Here is a 19,730-nt window from a genome sequence, read left to right on the forward strand (position 1 = left end):
CGCCTAGTCGGTGTTGCGCAGGCGCGACAACAGCTGGTTGAAGTCCGCCGCCTTGGGCTTGACCAGCCAGAACTTGCCCACGTAATCCTCGAAGTTATCCAGCAGTTCCGCCCCCCAGGCTGAACCCGTCTCCCCGGCAAACTCGTTGATCATGCTGCGCAGGTAATAGCGGTACGGCTCCATGTACTCGGAGTTCACCCGGTGGATATCCACCAGCTCGCTGTTGTACTTGTCGATAAACGAGCGATCCTGATCCAGCACATAGGCAAAACCGCCGGTCATGCCGGCGCCGAAGTTGACCCCGGTCGGCCCCAGCACGGTGACAGTGCCGCCAGTCATGTATTCACAGCAGTGATCGCCGGCACCCTCGACCACCGCGTGGGCACCGCTGTTGCGCACCGCGAAGCGCTCCCCGGCAATACCGGCAGCGAACAGGCGACCACCCGTTGCCCCGTAGAGACAGGTGTTGCCGATGATCACTGTGTCCTGGGAACGAAACTCCGCATCCCGGGCGGGATAGATCACCAGCTTGCCACCGGCCATGCCCTTGCCGACGTAGTCGTTGGAGTCGCCTTCCAGGTACATGTGCAGGCCGCCGGCATTCCAGACCCCGAAGCTTTGCCCCGCGGTACCATGGAGGCGCAGGGTGACCGGGGTGCTTTCCATGTCGGTATTGCCGTAGCGGCGGGCAATTTCACCGGAGATCCGGGCGCCGATGGAGCGATCGCAGTTGGTGACAGTGAAGCTGAATTCGCCGCCAGTACGGGATTCGATCGCCGGCAGCGTCGCCGCCACCATGGCCTCGGCTTTCTCGCCCTGGTCAAAGGGCTCGTTTGCCACCACCTGGCAGAACTCCGGCTGCCCCTCGGCATCGGGGTGCTTGAACAGCAGCGACGACAGATCCAGCCGCTCCTGCTTGACGGTTTCTCCGGGGAGCCGCGCCAGCAGGTCGGTACGCCCGATCAAGGCTTCCAGCGAGGGCACGCCCAGTCTGGCCAGCCACTCGCGGGTTTCAGTGGCGATGAAGGTGAAGAAATTGATCACCATTTCGATGGTGCCGTTGAAATGGTCTTCCCGCAGCTTCTCGTTCTGGGTCGCGACACCGGTAGCGCAGTTGTTGAGGTGGCAAATGCGCAGGTACTTGCAGCCCAGCGCCACCATGGGGCCGGTTCCAAAGCCGAAACTCTCGGCACCGAGTATGGCCGCCTTGATCACGTCCAGGCCGGTCTTGAGGCCGCCGTCGGTCTGCAGCCGGATGACCCCGCGCAGGCCGTTGCCGCGCAGGGTCTGCTGCACTTCCGCAAGCCCCAGTTCCCAGGGAGAGCCCGCGTAGCGAATGGAGGTCAGCGGGCTGGCTGCGGTGCCGCCGTCGTAGCCGCTGATCGTGATCAGGTCGGCGTAGGCCTTGGCCACCCCGGCGGCGATGGTTCCCACCCCCGGTTCCGACACCAGCTTCACCGACACCAGCGCCTGCGGATTGACCTGCTTGAGGTCAAAAATGAGCTGCGCGAGATCCTCGATCGAGTAGATATCGTGATGTGGCGGCGGTGAAATCAGGGTCACGCCGGGTACCGAATAGCGCAGGCGGGCGATCAATTCGTTGACCTTGCCCCCGGGCAGCTGACCGCCCTCGCCGGGCTTGGCGCCCTGGGCAACCTTGATCTGCAGCACCTCGGCATTGACCAGGTAGTGAGGCGTCACCCCGAAGCGGCCGGATGCAATCTGCTTGATCTTGGAGCTGCGCTCGGTGCCAAAGCGGGCGGGGTCCTCGCCGCCCTCCCCGGAATTGGAGCGGGCGCCGAGACGGTTCATGGCCGCCGCCAGGGCCTCGTGGGCCTCCGGACTCAGGGCACCCAGGGACATGCCCGCGGAGTCGAAGCGGGGCAGGATGCTTGCAATGGGTTCCACCTGGTCCAGGTCCAGCGGCTGCTCCGCCAGTACCGGCGCCAGCAGATCGCGAAGGGTGGCGACGGGGCGCTTGTTGACCAGGTCGGCGTAGCGCTGGTAGGTGGCATAGTCGCCGGTCGCAACCGCCTGCTGCAGGGTGGTGACCACATCCGGGTTGAACGCGTGGTACTCCTGGCCGTGAACATACTTGAGCAGGCCGCCCAGCGGCAGCGGCTTGCGCTGATTCCAGGCCAGCCTGGACAGGCGCTTCTGGTCATCTTCCAGCTCGGCAAAGCCGGCGCCCTCGATGCGCGAGGCAACGCCGCAAAAGGCCGTGTCCACCACTTCCCGGGCCAGACCCACGGCCTCGAACAGCTGCGCGCCGCGGTAGGAACTGACTGCGGAAATGCCCATTTTGGACATGATCTTCAACAGGCCCTTGTTAATACCCTTGCGATAATTCTTGTAGCAACTGCTGGGCTCGCCCAACAGCTCGCCGTCACGGATCAGATCCTCCAGCACGCTATAGGCGAGGTAGGGATAGATCGCGGTGGCGCCAAACCCCAACAGACAGGCGATCTGGTGGGAATCGCGGGCGCTGGCGGTCTCGATCACCAGGTTGGCGTCACAGCGGAGGCCCTGTTTGATCAGATGATGGTGCACCGCACCGGTGGCGATCAGGCTGTGGATGGGCAGGCGCCCCGGAGCGATGCTGCGGTCGGACAGGATCAGGATGGTGGCGCCGTCGCGCACCGCCTGCTCGGCGGTCTGAACCAGCGCGGCCACGGCCTGTTGCAGATTCGTTGCCGACGGGTCGTAGGTGCCATCAATGTCACAGACCTGGAACCCGGGGCGCTCCAGTGCCAGCAGGGTGTTGAACTTGCCCTGGGACAGCACCGGGGAGCTCAGGATCACCCGATCCGCGTGCTCGGGGCCCTCGTGGAAGATGTTTTTCTCGCAGCCGAGGTCGGTCTCCAGTGACATCACAATGGCTTCCCGCAACGGATCGATCGCGGGGTTGGTGACCTGGGCAAACTTCTGCCGGAAGTAATCGTACAGGGGCCGCTCCTGTCGCGAGAGGACCGCCATGGGCGTGTCGTCCCCCATTGAACCCACCCCTTCATTGCCAGACTCGGCGAGGGGCCGCAGCACCTGGTCGCGCTCCTCGAAGGTGACCTGGAACATCTTCTGGAACGGCATGATCATGTCCCGCTCGATGCCCGGCGCCTGCTCGCCGCCAAAGGTGCCCTCGATCCGCCTGGCGTTTTCCTTCAGCCAGCGCTTGTAGGGATGGCGGCTCTTCAGCCGGTTGTCGATATCCCTGGTGTGCAATAGCTCACCGGTCTGGGTATCGACCATCAGGATCTGGCCCGGGCCAACCCGGCCCTTGGCGATGACATCCTCGCTGCGATAGCCGTGGGTGCCGACCTCCGAAGCCAGGGTAATAAACCCGTCCTTGGTCTTGACCCAGCGCGCCGGACGCAGGCCGTTGCGGTCCAGCAGGCAAACGGCATAGCGGCCGTCGGTCAAGACGATACCGGCCGGCCCGTCCCAGGGCTCCATGTGCATCGAATGATATTCATAGAAGGCGCGCAGGTCGGGATCCATGTCCTCCATGTTCTGCCAGGCCGGTGGAATCAGCATGCGCAGGGCGCGCGGCATGTCGACGCCGCCGGTCAGCAGCACGTCCAGCATGTTGTCGAGGCTGGAGGAGTCGGATCCGGTGCGGTTTACCAGCGGCGCGATGTCGCGGATATTGGGCAGCTTGTCGGTCTCGAACAGCGCCGTGCGCGCATCGGCCCAGTTGCGGTTGCCGTCGATGGTATTGATTTCACCATTGTGGGCCAGCAGGCGAAACGGCTGGGCCAGCGGCCACTTGGGCATGGTATTGGTGGAGAAACGCTGGTGAAACACACAGATCGCCGTCTCCAGGCGCTCATCCCCCAGGTCGGCGTAGAAGCGCGGCAGGTCCACCGGCATGACCAGGCCCTTGTAGGAGATGACCCGGGCGGAAAGGCTGCAGATGTAGAACTCCGGATCGGCCTGGTTCGCGTTCTCGGCCTTGCGCCGGCTGACAAAGAGCCTGGTCGACAGCTCGTCCTGGGTGAGGTCCGGCGCATTCACAAAGACCTGCTCGATCCGCGGCAGGGCGGCCAGGGCAATCTCGCCACAGACGCTGCTGTCGGTGGGCACTACCCGCCAGCCGACCACGTCGAGGCCCTGGTCAGTGAGCGCCTGCTCCATCGCGGCGCGGGCCGCAGCCGCGCGCTGCTCGTCGGGGCTGAGGAAAATCTGTCCCACGGCGAAGTTGTCACCGAGCTCGGTCGCGAAACATTCACGCCCCAGGGTGCGCATGAACGGACCGGGCATCTGCATCAGCAGGCCACAGCCGTCACCGGTCTTGCCATCGGCGGCAATCCCGCCGCGGTGGGTCATGCAGGTCAGGGACTCAATCGCCGTCTGCAGCAGACGGTGACTGGCGTCTCCGGCGCTGTGGACGATCAGGCCAAAGCCGCAGTTGTCACGAAACTCTTCAGGGCTATACAGTCCTGCACTCATACTGGGTCCAGAATAATTAATGAAAACAAATGGTTACACCGAACAGCCCCGCGCCTCGGCAGCACTCGGGCAAAAGGGGGGAGACATTTTACACAGTTGGACTGTTGGGAACAAACTGCCTCAACAGCTGCCTTCGGCCCGCTCCATGGCGTCGCCAAGCAGCGCTTCCAGCTCTGCACGGGTGACGTCATCCACCACACAGGCTTCGCCGATCGCGCGCAGCAATACCAGCCGCAGGCGGCCGTCGACGACCTTCTTGTCACGCCCCATGAGATCCAGAAAAACCTCCGGAGTCATGGCCGCGGGAATCAGCAGCGGCAGCTGCGCCTGCCTGAGCAGCGCCTCCAGTACTGCCACTTCGTCCGCGTCTACCCACCCCCGCGCAACCGAGAGCCGCATCGCCAGCAGCATGCCAACTGCCACCGCCTCGCCGTGCAGCCAGTTGCCATAGCCCTGGGCGGTTTCTATGGCATGGCCAAAGGTATGCCCCAGATTGAGGATGGCCCGCAGTCCCTCCTCGCGCTCGTCGGCCGCGACCACCCGCGCCTTGTTACTGCAGGAACGTTCGATCGCTTCTGCCAGGGCGCCCTCCTCGCGCGCCAGCAGCCTGGGCATGGACTCCTGCAACCAGGCATAAAACGCCGGGTCGCAGATCAGTCCGTATTTGATGACCTCGGCCAGGCCGGCTGACAGCTCACGGGCGGGCAGCGTGTGCAGGCTATCGGTGTCTATCAGCACCGCCCGGGGCTGGTAGAACGCGCCGATCATGTTCTTGCCCAGGGGATGGTTGACCGCCGTCTTGCCGCCGACCGAGGAGTCTACCTGAGAGAGCAGGGTGGTGGGCACCTGGATAAAGCCGACGCCGCGCTGGTAGCAGGCGGCGGCAAAGCCCGCGATGTCGCCAACCACGCCGCCACCGACCGCCACGATCGTGGTACTGCGACTGTGACGCTCCTGCAGCAGGCGCTCCAGAATATGCTCCAGGGACTTCAGGGTTTTGTACTGCTCGCCGTCCGGCAGCACGATTTCGGTTATCCGCCGACCTTCACCCAGGGCGCGTCGTACCCTCGGCACATACAGCGGGGCGACAGTTTCGTTACTGACTATCGCCACCTCGCTGCCCCCGACATGGCGCCCGAGGACACTGCCGTCCGCGAACAGGTCGCGACCGATATAGACCGGGTAGCTGCGCTCGCCCAGTTCGACATGGAGGGTGTGCATGATCACAGACACTGGCGACTCCGCGCTGGAAAGGGAGGCTATTCTAGCGCCGAGTTCCGGGCTTTGTCTTTAGCCAAGGGCTACGAGGGCCTGCAGCAGGCGCTGCGCCACGGCCCGCGGGCTGCTGCCATCAGTGTCGATGACGTGATCGGCGATTTCGCGGTAGAGGGGATCACGCACCAGCATCAGGTCGCGCAGGACCTGCTCCGGATTGCCGGTCTGCAGCAGTGGCCGCTTGCGGTCGTTGCGGGTGCGGCGCACCTGTTCCTCGACAGTGGCATGGAGATAGATCACAAAGCCCCGCGACGCCAGGGCCTGACGGTTTTGCGGGCGCATGATCACACCGCCGCCAGTGGCGAGGACGATATGATCCATGCAGGTCATTTCTTCCACCACCTGTTGTTCGCGGTCGCGGAACCCGGCTTCGCCCTCGACATCGAAGATCCAGGGAATGTCGGCGCCGGTGCGGTTTTCAATCTCGGTGTCAGTATCGGCGAACGCCAGCCCGAGATGGCGCGCAAGATACTTGCCGATAGTACTCTTGCCGGCCCCCATGGGGCCGACAAGAAAAACGCGCTGCAGATCCGGCATTGGGGAAGCGGGCGGCCCCCTAGTCGAGCAGGCTGTCGGCGAGGATTCGCGGCGTGATGAAAATCAGCGTCTCCGTCTTGGTCTTGGAATTCGACTCGTTGCGGAACAGGGCGCCGACATAGGGTATGTCACCAAAGAACGGCACCTTGCTGACAGACTGAATGTTCTCGGTGCGGAAAACACCGCCCAGGACCACTGTCTCGCCGTTACCCACCAACACCTGCGTGGTGAGCTCGGTGGTGTCGATTGACGGGATGAAGCCCCCCTGGCCGCTGGGCACGAGATCGCCCACCGAATCCTGGGTAATCACCAGGTCCAGCAGAATGCGGTCGTCCGGGGTGATGTTGGGGGTCACATCCAGCTTCAACACCGCTTCCTTGAAGGCGGTGGTGTTCTGGCCACTGAGCGACCCTTCCTGGTACGGCACCTCGGTACCGGACTGGATCGTTGCCTGCTGCTTGTCGCCTGTGATCACCTTGGGCTGGGACACCACTTCACCAGTGCCCGCGGCCTCCAGCGCCGACAGCTCGGAGGTCAGGAACAGGTCCTCGCTGGTAAAGCCCACGGCGAAGCCGCCGGCCTTGGAGGCAACCCCGAGTCCACCAGCAGGGCGCCCGGGAAATTGACGCTGGAAGCCGTGCCATCAATGACCGACTGGTTGAGGGCGGCAACGTTGGCGGTGTCACCGGACACCGACAGGGCATTGCCGTTGAAGTCATTTTCCACGAAACCGCCGCCCCACTCGATGCCCAGCTCCTTCTCCAGGTCGGACTGGGCAATCACGATGCGAGCCTCGATCATGACCTGGCGGATGGGGACGTCGACCAGGTCGATGAGGTCGCGAATCTCCGCCAGCTTGGAGGAGGTCTCGGTCACGATCAGGGAGTTGGTACGGGGCTCGACGATCACCGACCCGCGGGAGGAAATCAGGGTGCCACCGTCCTCGGAGCCCGCCTTGAACAGATTGACCACGCTGGCAGCGCTGGCGTAGCGGATGCGAATGAATTCGCTCTGCAGGGGGGCAAGCTCGGCTATCTGCTTGTTGGCCTCAATCTGCTGCCGCTCGCGCTCGGCGATCTCCGCGGCCGGCGCGACCATCAACACATTGCCGATCTGGCGCTTGTCCAGGCCCTTGGTGCGCAGTACCAGTTCCAGGGCCTGATCCCAGGGTACATTCTGCAGGCGCAGGGTGATGCGGCCGGAAACGGTGTCGCTGGCCACCAGGTTCAGTTCGGTGAAATCGGCGATCAGCTGCAATACCGCACGCACCTCAATATCCTGAAAATTCAGGGAGATACGCTCGCCGACGTAGTTGAACTCGTCGCGGCGGTCCTCCAGCTCTTTCTTGGTCAGCGGCTTGACAGCGAGCACGTACTGGTTGTCGGTCTGGTAGGCCAGATAGTCGAACTCGCCGGTAGTCTTCAGGGTCAGGGTTGCGCCGCGCTCGGCGCTGTTGACGTCGACGCTGGTGACAGGCGTCGCGAAGTCAGTCACGTCGTAGCGCCGCATCAGGCGCTCCGGGACGCTGGTATCGAGAAACTGCACACGGATATCACCGCGCTCGCTGAAGACGTTGACATCAACAGAGGGGTTGCTCAGCTCCAGGGTCAGCCGACCCTCACCGTCCCCGGTGCGCTGGAACTGCAGGTCCGTAATGCTGGAACGTTCGCGGGTTACCTGCTCGACGCGGGAAATCAGGCGGTTGGGGTCACTGGACGGCTTGACGTAATCGCCGGTGTCGTCCTGACCAACGACGAGGTAGAGGCTGTTGCCTTCCACGCGGGTCTCGTAGGGCACCAGCTTGACCAGGTTCAGCACCATGCGTGTGCGGTCACCGGATTCCAGCACCACCACGCCGGTGGCGTTGCCGTAGGGCAGGGAGTAGCTCTTGCGCGGCAGGGCGCTGCGGGCGCCGGGAAAATCAATCGCGATCCGGGCCGGCTTTTCGATGGTGTAAGCCTGCATTTCCGGCGGGGTTTCGTCAAAATCCAGGCGCACCTCGAACTTGCTGCCAGGACGGGAGGCAAATTCGATGTCAGTTACCGTTGGAGCCGCATTTACGGCTTGTGCGAAGAGACTGAAAACCAGCACTGCTGCCAGATTTTGCAGTCCCCACCCGCGTCTGCAAGGTCCTTCTCTCACGGCTTTCTTCCCCAATTTCGCTGTTATGTTCAACATGGCTGTCACCAATGGCCCCTGCGTCAGATGCCGCTCAATTCGATTGTCCGCGGGCGCTCCACCCACCCGTCCGCGCTACCGTCACTGACGATTTCCACCACGGCGACATAGGTATCTGTCATCTCGACGATCTTGCCGTGATTGCGCCCCAGGAAATTGCCCAGGCGTACCCGGTGCACGCCACCCTCGGGGTCCCTGATCAGGGTCCACTGGGTGCCGCCGCGCTCCAGCGACCCCACCATCGAGAGCGAGTCGAAGGTATACTGCTCCAGAAACTCCTTGGCCCGGTCCTCGTCTGGCTTGATCGCGCTGATGGCCTGCATTTGCGTGATATCCCGCACTTCCACCGGGCGATCAAAAGGGCTGCGCAGCGCTGTGGCGCTATAGGAAAACGCCTCGTAGGCGGGGAAGGTCGGGATCGGCGCGATAATACCGCCGGGACGCGAGCGCTTCTCGGCCATGAACGCGTCGAGGTCGTCGAAATTGTTCCCTCCGCAGGCGCTCAGCAGGGCCGCAGACACCGCCGTTGCGGCCAGACGCCACACCTTGCTCATATCAGCCCTCTCCATCCTTGTAGCGGTAGGTCTTGGCAGTAATGCTCAGGTTGAGCGCATTACTGTTGCCGGACCGCGCAGTGATAGAAAAGTCGTGCAAGGTCACAATGCGTGGCAAGCCGGCCATCCCGCTGATAAAGGCGCCAAGATCGTGGTAGGAGCCGGTAGCCGTTATGGCTATCGGCAGCTCGACGTAAAACTCGCGCGCCTGCTCTGCCTGCAGGTTGATGCTGTTGATCTCCAGACCGTTCGTCAGGCCCTTGTTGGTAATGTCCTCCAGCAGGCCCGGAACCTCGGTATCGCTGGGCAACTGGCTGACCAGGGCACCAAAGGATTCCTCCATTTCCACCATCTGCTCCTTGTAGGCCTCCAGATTGGCTGCCTCAAAGGCCTTCTTCTCAAAGTCCTGCTTCAACCGGCTCTCTTCCGCCTGCACCCGGTCGAACTGCAGCTGCAGGTCCTTGATGTGAAAGTAATATCCGGCCACCAGCACGACGATGAGCAGCAGCGCACACAGCACAGCCTTGACGCCCGCTGGCCAGGACCCGATGTTGTCGAGATCGATGTCATTGACATCGAATTCCTTTAGCGCCCGGAGACTGTCTTCAAGTGCCACAACTATTCTCCCGCGCCATTGTCAGATGCCGGCAACTGCACCTTGACCTTCAGGTTGAACGTTGCCGCCTGATCGCCGTATTGGGTGGCCGCGCGTACCGAGTCCAGGTTCGGCTGCTGCAGCCAGTCCGACCCATCCAGACGCCGCATCAGGCTGGAAACCCGGTTGTTGGACTCGGCGATGCCGGTAACGCTGATCAGATTGTTCTGGCTGGTCAAACTGGTGTAGAAAACGCCATCGGGAACAGTCCGAACGAGCTGGTCCAGTACCCGGACAATGATCGGGCGGTTGCCCTGCAATTCCTGGATCACGCGCATGCGTTCAATCAACTGGTTGCGGCGGCGCTGCAGGTCCTTGATTTCCTCAACCTGCTTGTCCAGAACCCGGATTTCCTGGGTCAGATACTGGTTGCGCGCCTTCTGGTAGTCAATCTGGCCGTTAACCAGGCGGTCGCCGAGCATTATCAGGCCAATACCGACGGCGACCACCGCAGCCAACAGCACCAAGAACTCTTTTTTGCGCTCGGCGCGGCGCTCTTCGCGCCAGGGCAGGAGGTTGATTTGCGCCATCAGTCAAAGCTCCGCAGTGCGAGGCCGCAGGCAATCATCATGGCCGGCGCATCGCTGCTCAGGGCCACGGCGTTGACCCGCGATGAAATGGTCATCTCGGCAAAGGGATTGGCAACAGCCGTCGGCGTTCCCAGCTTGTCCTGCACCAGATCAACGAGGCCCTCCATGGAGGACACGCCACCCGCAAGAATGATGTAGTCCACGTCGTTGAACTGGCTCGAGGAAAAAAAGAACTGCAGGGACCGCGCCACCTGCTGCACCACGGCCTCCTTGAAGGGGACCAGTACCTCGGGTTCGTAGTCATCGGGCAGCCCGCCCTGCTTCTTGGCCAGCCCGGCTTCCTCCAGGGGCAGGCCATAGCGACGCATTATTTCATCGGTAAGCTGCTTGCCGCCAAAAAGCTGTTCGCGGGTATAGATGGTCTGGCCGTTGTTGAGTACGCTGAGGGTGGTCATGGTGGCGCCGATATCCACCACGGCCACCATGCTCTCCATTTCCAGGTCGAGCTGGCTCCGGATAAGACCGTAGGCGCGCTCCATGGCGTAGGCCTCGACATCCATGATACGCGCCGTGAGTTCGGCGCTCTCGATGGCATCCACCCGCGAGTCTATGGTTTCGCGGCGGCAGGCGGCGATAAGCACCTCCACCTGGTTGGCGCGTTCCGGCGAGGGACCCTGGATCTCGAAATCAATCGCCACTTCATCCAGCGGGTAGGGAATGTACTGATCCGCTTCCAGGGTGAGCTGGGTTTCCATGTCATCGTCACTGAGCCCGGCGGGCATGTCGATGACCTTGGTGATCACGGACGACCCGGCAACAGCGGCGGCCGCGGTCTTCAGCTTGGTCCGTGACTGTGCCACAACCGTACGAATGGCGTTGGTCACACCCTCAATGTCATTGACATTTTTCTCAATGACCGCGTCGACTGGCAGCGATGTTACCGCGTAGCTCTCCACCCGGTAGCGACCCCCGGACTGGCTCAGCTCAAGCAGCTTGACGGTGGTGGAGCTGATATCCAACCCCAGCACCGGCGCCGACCTTTTCTTCCCTAGAATCCCCAGCAAAGCATTTTCCTATGAGTATCACTCACTTAGCTTGTTTTTATACACCATTACATTAATTATAGGTATAGCATAATCATTCCTGCAATCAAAAAGCAAAATAAGCTTATAATTACCAAACGATCTCGCTACCCTTCCACCCTACAGTAATACAAGCCACTGCTTTGTAAAGGAATAAATGAAGTTCCTCCGTTTTTTACTGCGCTGCATCCTGCTCGGCATTCTCGGTGCCAGCTGGCTTCTGGCAGGTGTCTATCTGTATCTGAACCCGGGCCTGCCTGACGTCGCAACTCTGCGGGACGTCAAACTGCAGACCCCGATGCAGGTCTTTACCCGCGAGGGCGACCTGATCGGCCAGTTTGGTGAGCAGAAACGCAACCCCATGCAGTTCGATCAGATTCCGGCCCAATTTATCCAGGCCCTGCTGGCCGCGGAAGACGACCGTTTTTTCCGCCACCGGGGCGTGGACTTCGCCGGTCTCATGCGGGCAGTGTCCGAGCTGGCACTCACCGGCGAAAAAGGTTCCGGTGGCAGCACCCTCACCATGCAGGTGGCACGCAACTACTTCCTGAGTCTTGAGCGCACATTCATGCGCAAGTTCAACGAAATCCTGCTGGCTATCAAGATCGAGCGCGAACTGGAGAAGGAAGAAATCTTTGAGCTGTATTTCAACCGGGTTTTTCTGGGCCACCGCTCCTACGGCTTCGAGGCCGCGGCACAGGTTTACTATGGCAGCAGCATCAGCGAGCTGAGCCTGGCCCAGCATGCGATGCTCGCCGGCATACCCAAAGCCCCGTCACGCAACAACCCGATCAGCGGCCCGGAGGGCAGCCGGGAGCGGCGCAACTGGATCCTGGGCCGCATGCTCGGCCTGGGCTACATCGATCGCGACGCCTGGGCCAGTGCCGTGGCAGAACCCGTCAGCGCCAGCCATCACGGAGCACAGCTGAGTTTCGCGGCTGACTATGCCGCGGAAATGGCGCGCCAGGAGATGCTGGACCGCTTCGGCATGGTGGCCTATACCGACGGCTACAAGGTCTACACCACCATCGGCAGCGAGCTCCAGCAGTTGGCACAGGAAACCGTGATTCAGGGCCTGATCACCTACGACAAGCGCCACGGTTACCGCGGGCCGGAGCGTCAGCTGCCACTACCGGCAGGGGACACCGGCCAGGATGCCCTGGCCGTGTGGCAGGCCGCCCTGATCGAGACCCCGGTGGAGGCAGGCCTGACACCGGCCATTGTCACTGAACTGGGAGACCGGCAAGTCAGTATCCTGTTCCGCGATGGCAGCAGCGACATCCTGCTGTGGGATCACGGCCTGCGCCAGGCCAGCCCCTACCTCTCGGAAAACTCCGTGGGAAAGGCCCCGCAAAGCGTGGCGGACGTGGTCAGCGTGGGCGACCTTATCCGGGTTGAGCAACGGCAGGACGGCAGCTGGCAACTGGCCCAGGTTCCGGCCGCCCAGGCGGCGCTGGTGTCACTGAACCCGGACAATGGCGCGATTGTCAGCATTGTCGGTGGCATGGGCTTTGAGAACAGCAAGTTCAATCGCGCCACCCAGGCCAGGCGCCAGCCCGGCTCCAGCTTCAAGCCTTTCGTCTACAGCGCCGCCCTGGAAGCCGGTTTCACCGCCGCCAGTATCATCAACGATGCCCCGGTGGTATTGCAGGATACTTCGCTGGAAGATATCTGGCGCCCGGAAAACGACGGCGGCCGCTTCTACGGCCCCACCCGCCTGCGCTGGGCCCTGACCCAGTCCCGCAACCTGGTATCAATCCGCCTGTTACAGCAGATCGGCGTACCCCAGCTGCTCCGACATGTGCAGCGATTCGGTATCGACACCAGTGAATTTCCACAGGACCTCTCTCTCGCCCTGGGCACCCATGTGATGACACCCCTGGAGCTTGCAGCCGCCTACTCGGTGCTGGCCAACGGCGGCTACGCGGTAACGCCCTGGCTCATTGAGCGGGTGGAGGATGTCGATGGCAACACGATTTACCAGGCCATGCCGGCCACCGTTTGCAGGGACTGCGAGGATGTTGCCGGTCCCGCGCAGGAGGACAGGGAGCTGCGGATGGAAGAGATCCTGTCGGGCACGCCTGAAAGCGACCAGCCGCCGCGGGCCGAACGGGTCATGGAGGAGCGGATCAACTTTATTCTCAACAGCATACTGCAGGACGTCATCAAGCGCGGCACCGGGCGCCGGGCGCTGGCCCTGGGCCGCAATGACCTCGCCGGCAAGACCGGCACCACCAACGGACCCATGGACGCCTGGTTCTCCGGGTACAACCGGGATGTCGTGACCACGGCCTGGGTAGGCTTCGACAACTACACCCCGCTGGGCCGACGCGAGTTCGGCGGCACCGCGGCACTGCCGATCTGGATAGAGTACATGCGGTTTGCGTTGCGCGACAGTCCGGACGCAGAGCGCCCGCTGCCACCGGGAATCGTCCATGTCCGGATCGACCCGGACACCGGATTGCTGGCCCGTCCGGGCCAGGACAATGCCATCTTCGAATACTTCCGGGAAGAGCGGGTTCCTGCCCCGGGCGGTGACAGCGAACAACAGGGCGCCGGTGGCAGGACCAACGATGAGCTGATAAAGGATATTTTCTGACAGGCGCGCTGCAGTCGCGCCGTCGCCCGGTCTTCTAGGGCAGAGTGGCCATGCTGGGCGCGTAATCCGCCGGGTAGGGAATCCGGGCCACTCCGCTGTCCACCGCCGCCCTGGCAACAGCCGGCGCGATACGCTCCAGCAGTCGATTGTCCATGGGCTTGGGAATGATGTAGCGGGGGCCGAAAGACAGTTCGGTTTCACCGCAGGCGGCGAGCACCGAGGGCGGGACCGGCTCCCTGGCCAGCTCGCTGAGCGCCTTCACCGCCGCCACCTTCATGGCTTCATTGATGGCACTCGCGCGCACATCCAGGGCGCCGCGGAAAATGAACGGGAACCCCAGAACGTTGTTGACCTGGTTGGGATAGTCTGAACGGCCGGTCGCCAGGATCAGGTCATCGCGGACGCTATGCGCCAGTTCGGGCCGGATCTCGGGGTCGGGGTTGGAGCAGGCGAAAACCACCGGCCGGTCGGCCATGGACAGCAGCATCTCCGCACTCAGCAGATCCGCGCCCGAGAGGCCAACGAACACGTCGGCCCCCTTGACCGCGTCGCTCAGGCTGCGCTTGTCGGTCTGATTCACGAACTCCTGCTTGTAGGCGTTGACACCCTCGCGGCCCGCATAGATCACACCGCGGCGGTCGAGCATGTAGATGTTTTCCTGCCGCGCACCCATGCTCAGCAGCAGGCGCATGCACGCGATTGCAGCCGCACCGGCCCCCAGGCAGGTAATCACCGCATCCTGCAGCCGCTTGCCCTGAATTTCCAGCGCGTTGATCATTCCCGCGGCGGTGACTATCGCAGTACCGTGCTGGTCGTCGTGAAAAACGGGAATGCTGCAGCGCCGCCCCAGTTCCGCCTCGATTTCGAAGCACTCGGGAGCCTTGATATCCTCGAGGTTGATGCCGCCAAAAGTGTCCGCGATATTGGCAACCGTGTCGATGAAGCTGGCCGCGTCTTCGGTATTCACCTCGATATCCACCGAGTTGATTCCGGCAAATCGCTTGAACAGCAGCGCCTTGCCTTCCATGACCGGCTTGCTCGCCAGTGAACCCAGATTGCCAAGGCCCAGGACTGCAGTGCCGTTACTGATAACAGCGACGAGATTGCCTTTGCCGGTATAGCGATAGGCGGCCTCCGGATCGGCGGCAATTTCCCGACAGGGCTCGGCGACGCCCGGGCTGTAGGCCAGAGCCAGGTCAGCCTGGGTTTCGGCGGGCTTGGTCAGTTCGATACTGATTTTCCCCGGCACCGGCCCGGAGTGATAATCCAGGGCAGCCTGTCTGAAATCATTGCTCATAATCGTGATCGCGCTTTTCGAGGCACCTGCGGGAAAGACGGACGAGAATATAGAAAACATCCCGGGCTCACAAGCCGCATTCGCGCGGCCCCTGCAGACAATGGGACTAACCGGGCAGGCGCAAAAGGCGAGGGCCAGTGGTGACGGCACAAAAAAAGCCGGGCACCTCGCGGCAGCCCGGCTCTCCTGGTCGGCTGCGACTGGCGCAGCCGTGGCACATCAGCCCTGGCGCGAAGCACCGCGGGCGCCAAAGCGCTTCTTGAAGCGGTCTACACGGCCACCGGTGTCCATGACTTTCTGCTTGCCGGTGAAGAATGGGTGGCACTCGGAGCACACATCGACGTGAAAGTCTTCGCAACGGGTGGACCGGGTGGCGATAACGTTGCCGCAGCTGCACGTTGCCTTGACGGCCTCGTATTTGGGATGTATTTCTGCTTTCATGGTGTTGCTCCTGTGTATTGGCGCCGCCACCCGATCTCGTCGGGCACCGCGCCGGATTGTGGAGATAGCGTGAAAAAATAGGCGCGCATAGTACCAGACACAGCGCCGGACGCAAGTGCCGTGGCTGCTGTATTATTGCCCGCCCTGCGACCACCAGCCACGCCCATGAGAGGCGCAATGCCGATACTCCGCCTCGCCATACCGACTCCGCTGCGCTCCCTGTTCGATTATCTGCCCCCGGCGCAGCTGACCCCGGAGGCTATTGCAGCCCTGCAACCGGGGTGCCGCCTGCGCGTCAACTTCGGCCGCCGGCAGCTCCAGGGTTACCTGGTTGAGGTAGCCGCCGATTCCGAGCTGCCCGCCAGCGCGCTGAAGGAAGCCAGGGAAGTGCTGGACACCGAGGCGCTACCGTCAGCGTCCCTGTTGCAGCTGTGCCTGTGGGCGGCGGACTACTACCAGCACCCTCCGGGCGAAGTTCTGGAACTCGCATTCCCCCCGGGGCTGCGCGGCGGCAAGCCGCACCAGCCCCCCGGAGCCGCGGCCTGGACCCTCAGTCAGCGCGGCAAGGGCCTGCCCACCGGTGCGCTGGGGCGCTCGCCGCGACAGGCCGAGGCACTGCAACTGCTGCAGCAGGGCGGCGCCATCGCCGCCACCGTGTTCAAGGAGCTCGGCATCAGCACGAGTATCCTGCGCCAGCTGGAGCAGAAAGGCCTGGCCGAGCGCTGCATCCTGCCACCCGCGATACCGACACCGCAACCGGGTCCTGGCCTCGCGCTGAACCCGGACCAGGCAGCCGCGGTAAGCGGGGTCCTCGCCGGCTACGGCAGCTTCGCCAGCCATCTGCTGGAGGGCATCACCGGCAGCGGCAAAACCGAAGTCTACCTGCAGCTGATTTCTCACTGCCTGCAGCAGGGCCAGCAGGCGCTGGTGCTGATTCCGGAAATCGGCCTGACACCGCAGACCCTGGAGCGGTTCCGGTCCCGCTTCGGCCAGGGCGTTGTCGTGTTGCATTCCGGCCTCAACGCCAGCGAGCGCTATGCGGCCTGGGAAGCGGCCCGCACCGGCGCCGCGGGTATCGTCATCGGCACCCGCTCGGCGATATTCACCAGCTTGCAGCGTCCGGGCCTGATCATTGTCGATGAGGAACACGACAGCTCGTTCAAGCAGCAGGACGGCTTTCGCTATTCCGCCCGGGACCTGGCCGTGAAACGCGCCCAGATCGAGGATTGCACGGTTGTCCTCGGCAGCGCCACTCCAGCACTGGAGACGCTGCACAATGCACTGCAGGGGCGCTACGGACACCATCAGCTGACCCTGCGCGCGGGCAGCGGCGAACTGCCGGCGATCGCTGCCATCGACGTGCGCAGGCAGGAACTGCAGGGGGGCATGTCCAGCGCCCTGCGCGACGCCGTGCGCAGCGCCCTGGAGGCCGGTCACCAGGTGCTGTTGTTTCTCAATCGCCGCGGCTACGCGCCGACCCTGCAATGTCACGACTGTGGCTGGATCGCCCAGTGCCGGGCCTGCGATGCCCGCATGACCGTGCACCGGCGCCAGCGCCGCCTGCGCTGCCATCACTGCAGCGCGGGTGAGGGCCTGCCCCAGCGGTGCCCCCAATGCCACGGCAACCGCCTGCTGACCAATGGCCTCGGCACGGAACAGACCGAAGACGTCCTGCGACTGCAATTCAGCGCCTGGCCGGTGCACCGGGTCGACAGCGATTCCATGCAGGGTCGCGGGGCCATGCAGGCGCTGGTGGATGAAGTCAGGGCCGGCCAGCCCTGTATCCTGCTGGGCACCCAGATGCTGACCAAGGGCCACCACTTCCCCGGCGTCAATCTGGTTGCGGTGATCGATGCCGACGCCCTGCTGTTCAGCGCGGATTTCCGTGGCGAGGAGCGCATGGCGCAACTGCTGACCCAGGTGGCGGGCAGGGCAGGGCGTACAGGTGACGCCGGCCGGGTCCTGCTGCAGACCCATTATCCCGACCACCCGGTAATGCTGGCCATGCTGCAGGACAGCTACGCCGACCAGGCGCGGAGGATGCTGGACCAGCGCCGACAGAGCGGCATGCCCCCCTGGGGCCGTCTGCTGCTGCTGCGTACCGACAGCACGGATGCCGCTACCGGGGAGGTATTCCTGGGGACGTTACGACGCAACGCCCAGGCGCAGCTTCCCGCAGGCTGCCAGGTGATCGGCCCCCTGCCGTCGCCAATGCAACGCCGCGCCGGCAAGTTTCGCAGCCAGCTGCTGGTTACCGCGACCGATGTGCGCCAGGCGCAGCAGGCCGCGAGGCTGCTGGTGGCGGCAGCGACGCAGCTGCCGGCGCGCAATGGCCTGAACTGGTCCATCGACGTCGACCCGCTGGATCTGGGTTGATGGCCGCTGCCCTGGCCCGGTCCGGGCGCTACCCGGTGAGGTCGCGGGTCACCGCCTGGGTGAGCGAGCCGCCCTCGCACCGCAGGGTGACCTGCCGCAGCAGGCTCGTCGTGTAGTCGCGGCTCAAGATGTTGCTGACGCTGACAAAGTCCGCCTGCAGCGCGTCCCGAGTGATCTTTAGTCGCAGATAGCCATTGCGGGTGCCCTCGGTCCAGAGCACCTCGGGATTACTTGCAATCAACCGCTGGTCCATCAGCCGCGCGCCTTCAGTCCCGAACTCCAGGAAGTCGCCGGGCGAAGAGATGCCCGTGGTGCCAAGCTCGACACCCATGTGTCTGCCCTCGCCGTCGTACAGGCTGTTTTGCCAAAAGCTGTGGCTGTCCCCGGTGAGCACCACCAGGTCGGTGGCGCCAGCTGCGCGGCAGCGTTGATAAAACGCTTCCCGCGCCCACGGATAGCCATCCCAGGGATCCAGATACAGCGGCAGGCCGAGTTCGCCGAGACGAGCGAAGTATTTGGCGCGCTGCAGGTTCGCTTCGCTAACCCGGGTCTGCAGATAAGCCAGGTCCGATGCATCCAGCCGTGGCGCCAGCATTCTGGCCATGGGGACCTGATTGCCGATCAGGCGCCAGTGGCGCTGGCTGCTGACGGACTCTGCCAGAGCCCGGGCGGCGAAATCCTGCATCTCGGTCGACAGCATTTCGCGCCCGGGTGCGCCGACCACGTTCCGCAAAAACTGCTGTGCAGACTGCGGATCCATCGCAGCCAGAGCTTCGGTAGCGTAGTCTACCTGGCGGACGCGGCCGGTATGCCGGGTCTCCAGCGTTACCAGCGAGGCCAGGTCACCGAACCGGAAGTGCCGCCAGTAGGCCGCCGGGTCCTCCGCCAGGCCGGGTTCGCGCACGGGCATCCATTCGTACCAGGCACGCAGGGAAACATCGCGCCGCGTGCGCCAGTCGCCTTCCTGGTCCGGCTGGTGGTTCTCCGCTCCGCCCATCCAGGGGTTGTTGGTGGATTCATGGTCGTCCCAGAGTGGGATCAGCGGATGCGCTGCGTGCATCGCTTGCGACTGCGGGTCAGCCTTGTACTGGGCGTGACGCAGTCGATAATCGTTCAGGGATACCATCTCGTGCGGCGGATTGTGCAGCCGGCCCAGTTGTTCACCCGTACTCGCCCCGTAGCCGTCGGCACCGTACTCGTACAAATAGTCTCCCAGATGCAGGACATACTCCACCGCCGGGTCCTGCGCGATGGCCTCATAGGCATTGAAGTGGCCAAACGGCAGGTTGGAACAGGATGCCACCGCAAGCCCCAGGTAGGCCAGAGAGCCCGAAGGGAGCGTGCGCGTACGACCCGTGGGAGAGTACTGGCTGCCCCACAAAAAGCGATAGTAGTAGGTTTGGCCGGGTGCCAGGCCGGAGGCGAGGATCTTGACGGTGTAATCACGGTCAGCGCCGGTGGACACCTGGCCGCTACGCACTATCTGCTGGAAACCCGGGTCGCTGGCAAGCTCCCAGAGACACTCTGTTGGCCCGCCGGGAACCGTCAGCCGGGTCCAGAGGACAATCGATGTTTGATCGGGGTCACCACTGGCAACCCCATGTGGAAACGGGCCGGCCGCCGCCATCGTCTCTCCGCGGACGCGCAGCCCGACCGGCAACAGCAGCGTGGCGGAAAGCCCTGCGAGGATCTGGCGGCGCGTGAGTGGCAAGCGCTTCATACTGTCTCCTTGAACAGATACGCCGGCCCGGGGGCCGGCA

12 protein-coding genes and 1 pseudogene are annotated in these 19,730 nt (G+C 63.4%); 2 read left to right on the plus strand and 11 right to left on the minus strand.

Annotation, left to right across the window (positions count from 1 at the left end):
- Positions 1-3: 3 nt before the first annotated feature.
- The 8 genes and pseudogenes from gltB to RLO07_RS13150 form a co-directional block, all read right to left on the minus strand.
- A complete protein-coding gene (gene gltB, locus RLO07_RS13115) occupies positions 4-4,446 on the minus strand; it encodes a glutamate synthase large subunit (RefSeq protein ID WP_462292581.1) in 4,443 nt (1,480 codons plus the stop codon).
- A gap of 120 nt (positions 4,447-4,566) precedes the next feature.
- Positions 4,567-5,667 carry a 3-dehydroquinate synthase gene (aroB, locus tag RLO07_RS13120; protein ID WP_462292873.1) on the minus strand — a complete coding sequence of 367 codons (1,101 nt, stop codon included), beginning with the start codon at positions 5,665-5,667 and terminating at the stop codon, positions 4,567-4,569.
- A gap of 69 nt (positions 5,668-5,736) precedes the next feature.
- Entirely contained in the window at positions 5,737-6,258 is a 522-nt protein-coding gene (aroK, locus tag RLO07_RS13125; protein ID WP_462292582.1) for a shikimate kinase AroK, read from the minus strand.
- 19 nt (positions 6,259-6,277) lie between these two features.
- Positions 6,278-8,436, minus strand: a pseudogene (pilQ, locus tag RLO07_RS13130) (type IV pilus secretin PilQ).
- 23 nt (positions 8,437-8,459) lie between these two features.
- Positions 8,460-8,990: a pilus assembly protein PilP gene (locus tag RLO07_RS13135; protein WP_462292583.1), complete on the minus strand. Its 531-nt coding sequence runs from the start codon at positions 8,988-8,990 to the stop codon at positions 8,460-8,462.
- Position 8,991: 1 nt separating this feature from the next.
- Positions 8,992-9,606 carry a type IV pilus inner membrane component PilO gene (locus tag RLO07_RS13140; protein WP_462292584.1) on the minus strand — a complete coding sequence of 205 codons (615 nt, stop codon included), beginning with the start codon at positions 9,604-9,606 and terminating at the stop codon, positions 8,992-8,994.
- A gap of 2 nt (positions 9,607-9,608) precedes the next feature.
- A complete protein-coding gene (locus RLO07_RS13145) occupies positions 9,609-10,175 on the minus strand; it encodes a PilN domain-containing protein (protein WP_462292585.1) in 567 nt (188 codons plus the stop codon).
- Positions 10,175-11,236, minus strand: coding sequence for a pilus assembly protein PilM (locus RLO07_RS13150; RefSeq protein WP_462292874.1), 1,062 nt, complete (start codon positions 11,234-11,236; stop codon positions 10,175-10,177). The genes RLO07_RS13145 and RLO07_RS13150 overlap by 1 nt, the downstream gene beginning before the upstream one ends.
- Before the next feature lie 178 nt (positions 11,237-11,414).
- Here RLO07_RS13150 and RLO07_RS13155 point away from each other — a divergent pair, with 178 nt between their 5' ends.
- A complete protein-coding gene (locus RLO07_RS13155; RefSeq protein ID WP_462292586.1) occupies positions 11,415-13,856 on the plus strand; it encodes a penicillin-binding protein 1A in 2,442 nt (813 codons plus the stop codon).
- Between the two features lie 34 nt (positions 13,857-13,890).
- Here RLO07_RS13155 and RLO07_RS13160 read toward each other — a convergent pair whose 3' ends face one another.
- Together RLO07_RS13160 and rpmE are read right to left on the minus strand one after the other, a co-directional pair.
- Positions 13,891-15,153: a malic enzyme-like NAD(P)-binding protein gene (locus RLO07_RS13160; RefSeq protein WP_462292587.1), complete on the minus strand. Its 1,263-nt coding sequence runs from the start codon at positions 15,151-15,153 to the stop codon at positions 13,891-13,893.
- A gap of 219 nt (positions 15,154-15,372) precedes the next feature.
- Positions 15,373-15,594: a 50S ribosomal protein L31 gene (rpmE, locus tag RLO07_RS13165; RefSeq protein ID WP_462292588.1), complete on the minus strand. Its 222-nt coding sequence runs from the start codon at positions 15,592-15,594 to the stop codon at positions 15,373-15,375.
- A gap of 177 nt (positions 15,595-15,771) precedes the next feature.
- On the opposite strand from rpmE, the gene RLO07_RS13170 reads away from it, so the two are divergent.
- A complete protein-coding gene (locus RLO07_RS13170; protein WP_462292589.1) occupies positions 15,772-17,970 on the plus strand; it encodes a primosomal protein N' in 2,199 nt (732 codons plus the stop codon).
- Between the two features lie 28 nt (positions 17,971-17,998).
- On the opposite strand, the gene RLO07_RS13175 is transcribed toward RLO07_RS13170, so the two are convergent.
- Positions 17,999-19,690, minus strand: a complete 1,692-nt coding sequence (locus RLO07_RS13175) for an alkaline phosphatase D family protein (RefSeq protein ID WP_462292590.1) — start codon at positions 19,688-19,690, stop codon at positions 17,999-18,001.
- Positions 19,691-19,730: the final 40 nt, after the last annotated feature.

The sequence above is a fragment of the Haliea sp. genome (assembly GCF_040221975.1).
Classification (GTDB): Bacteria; Pseudomonadota; Gammaproteobacteria; order Pseudomonadales; family Halieaceae; genus Haliea.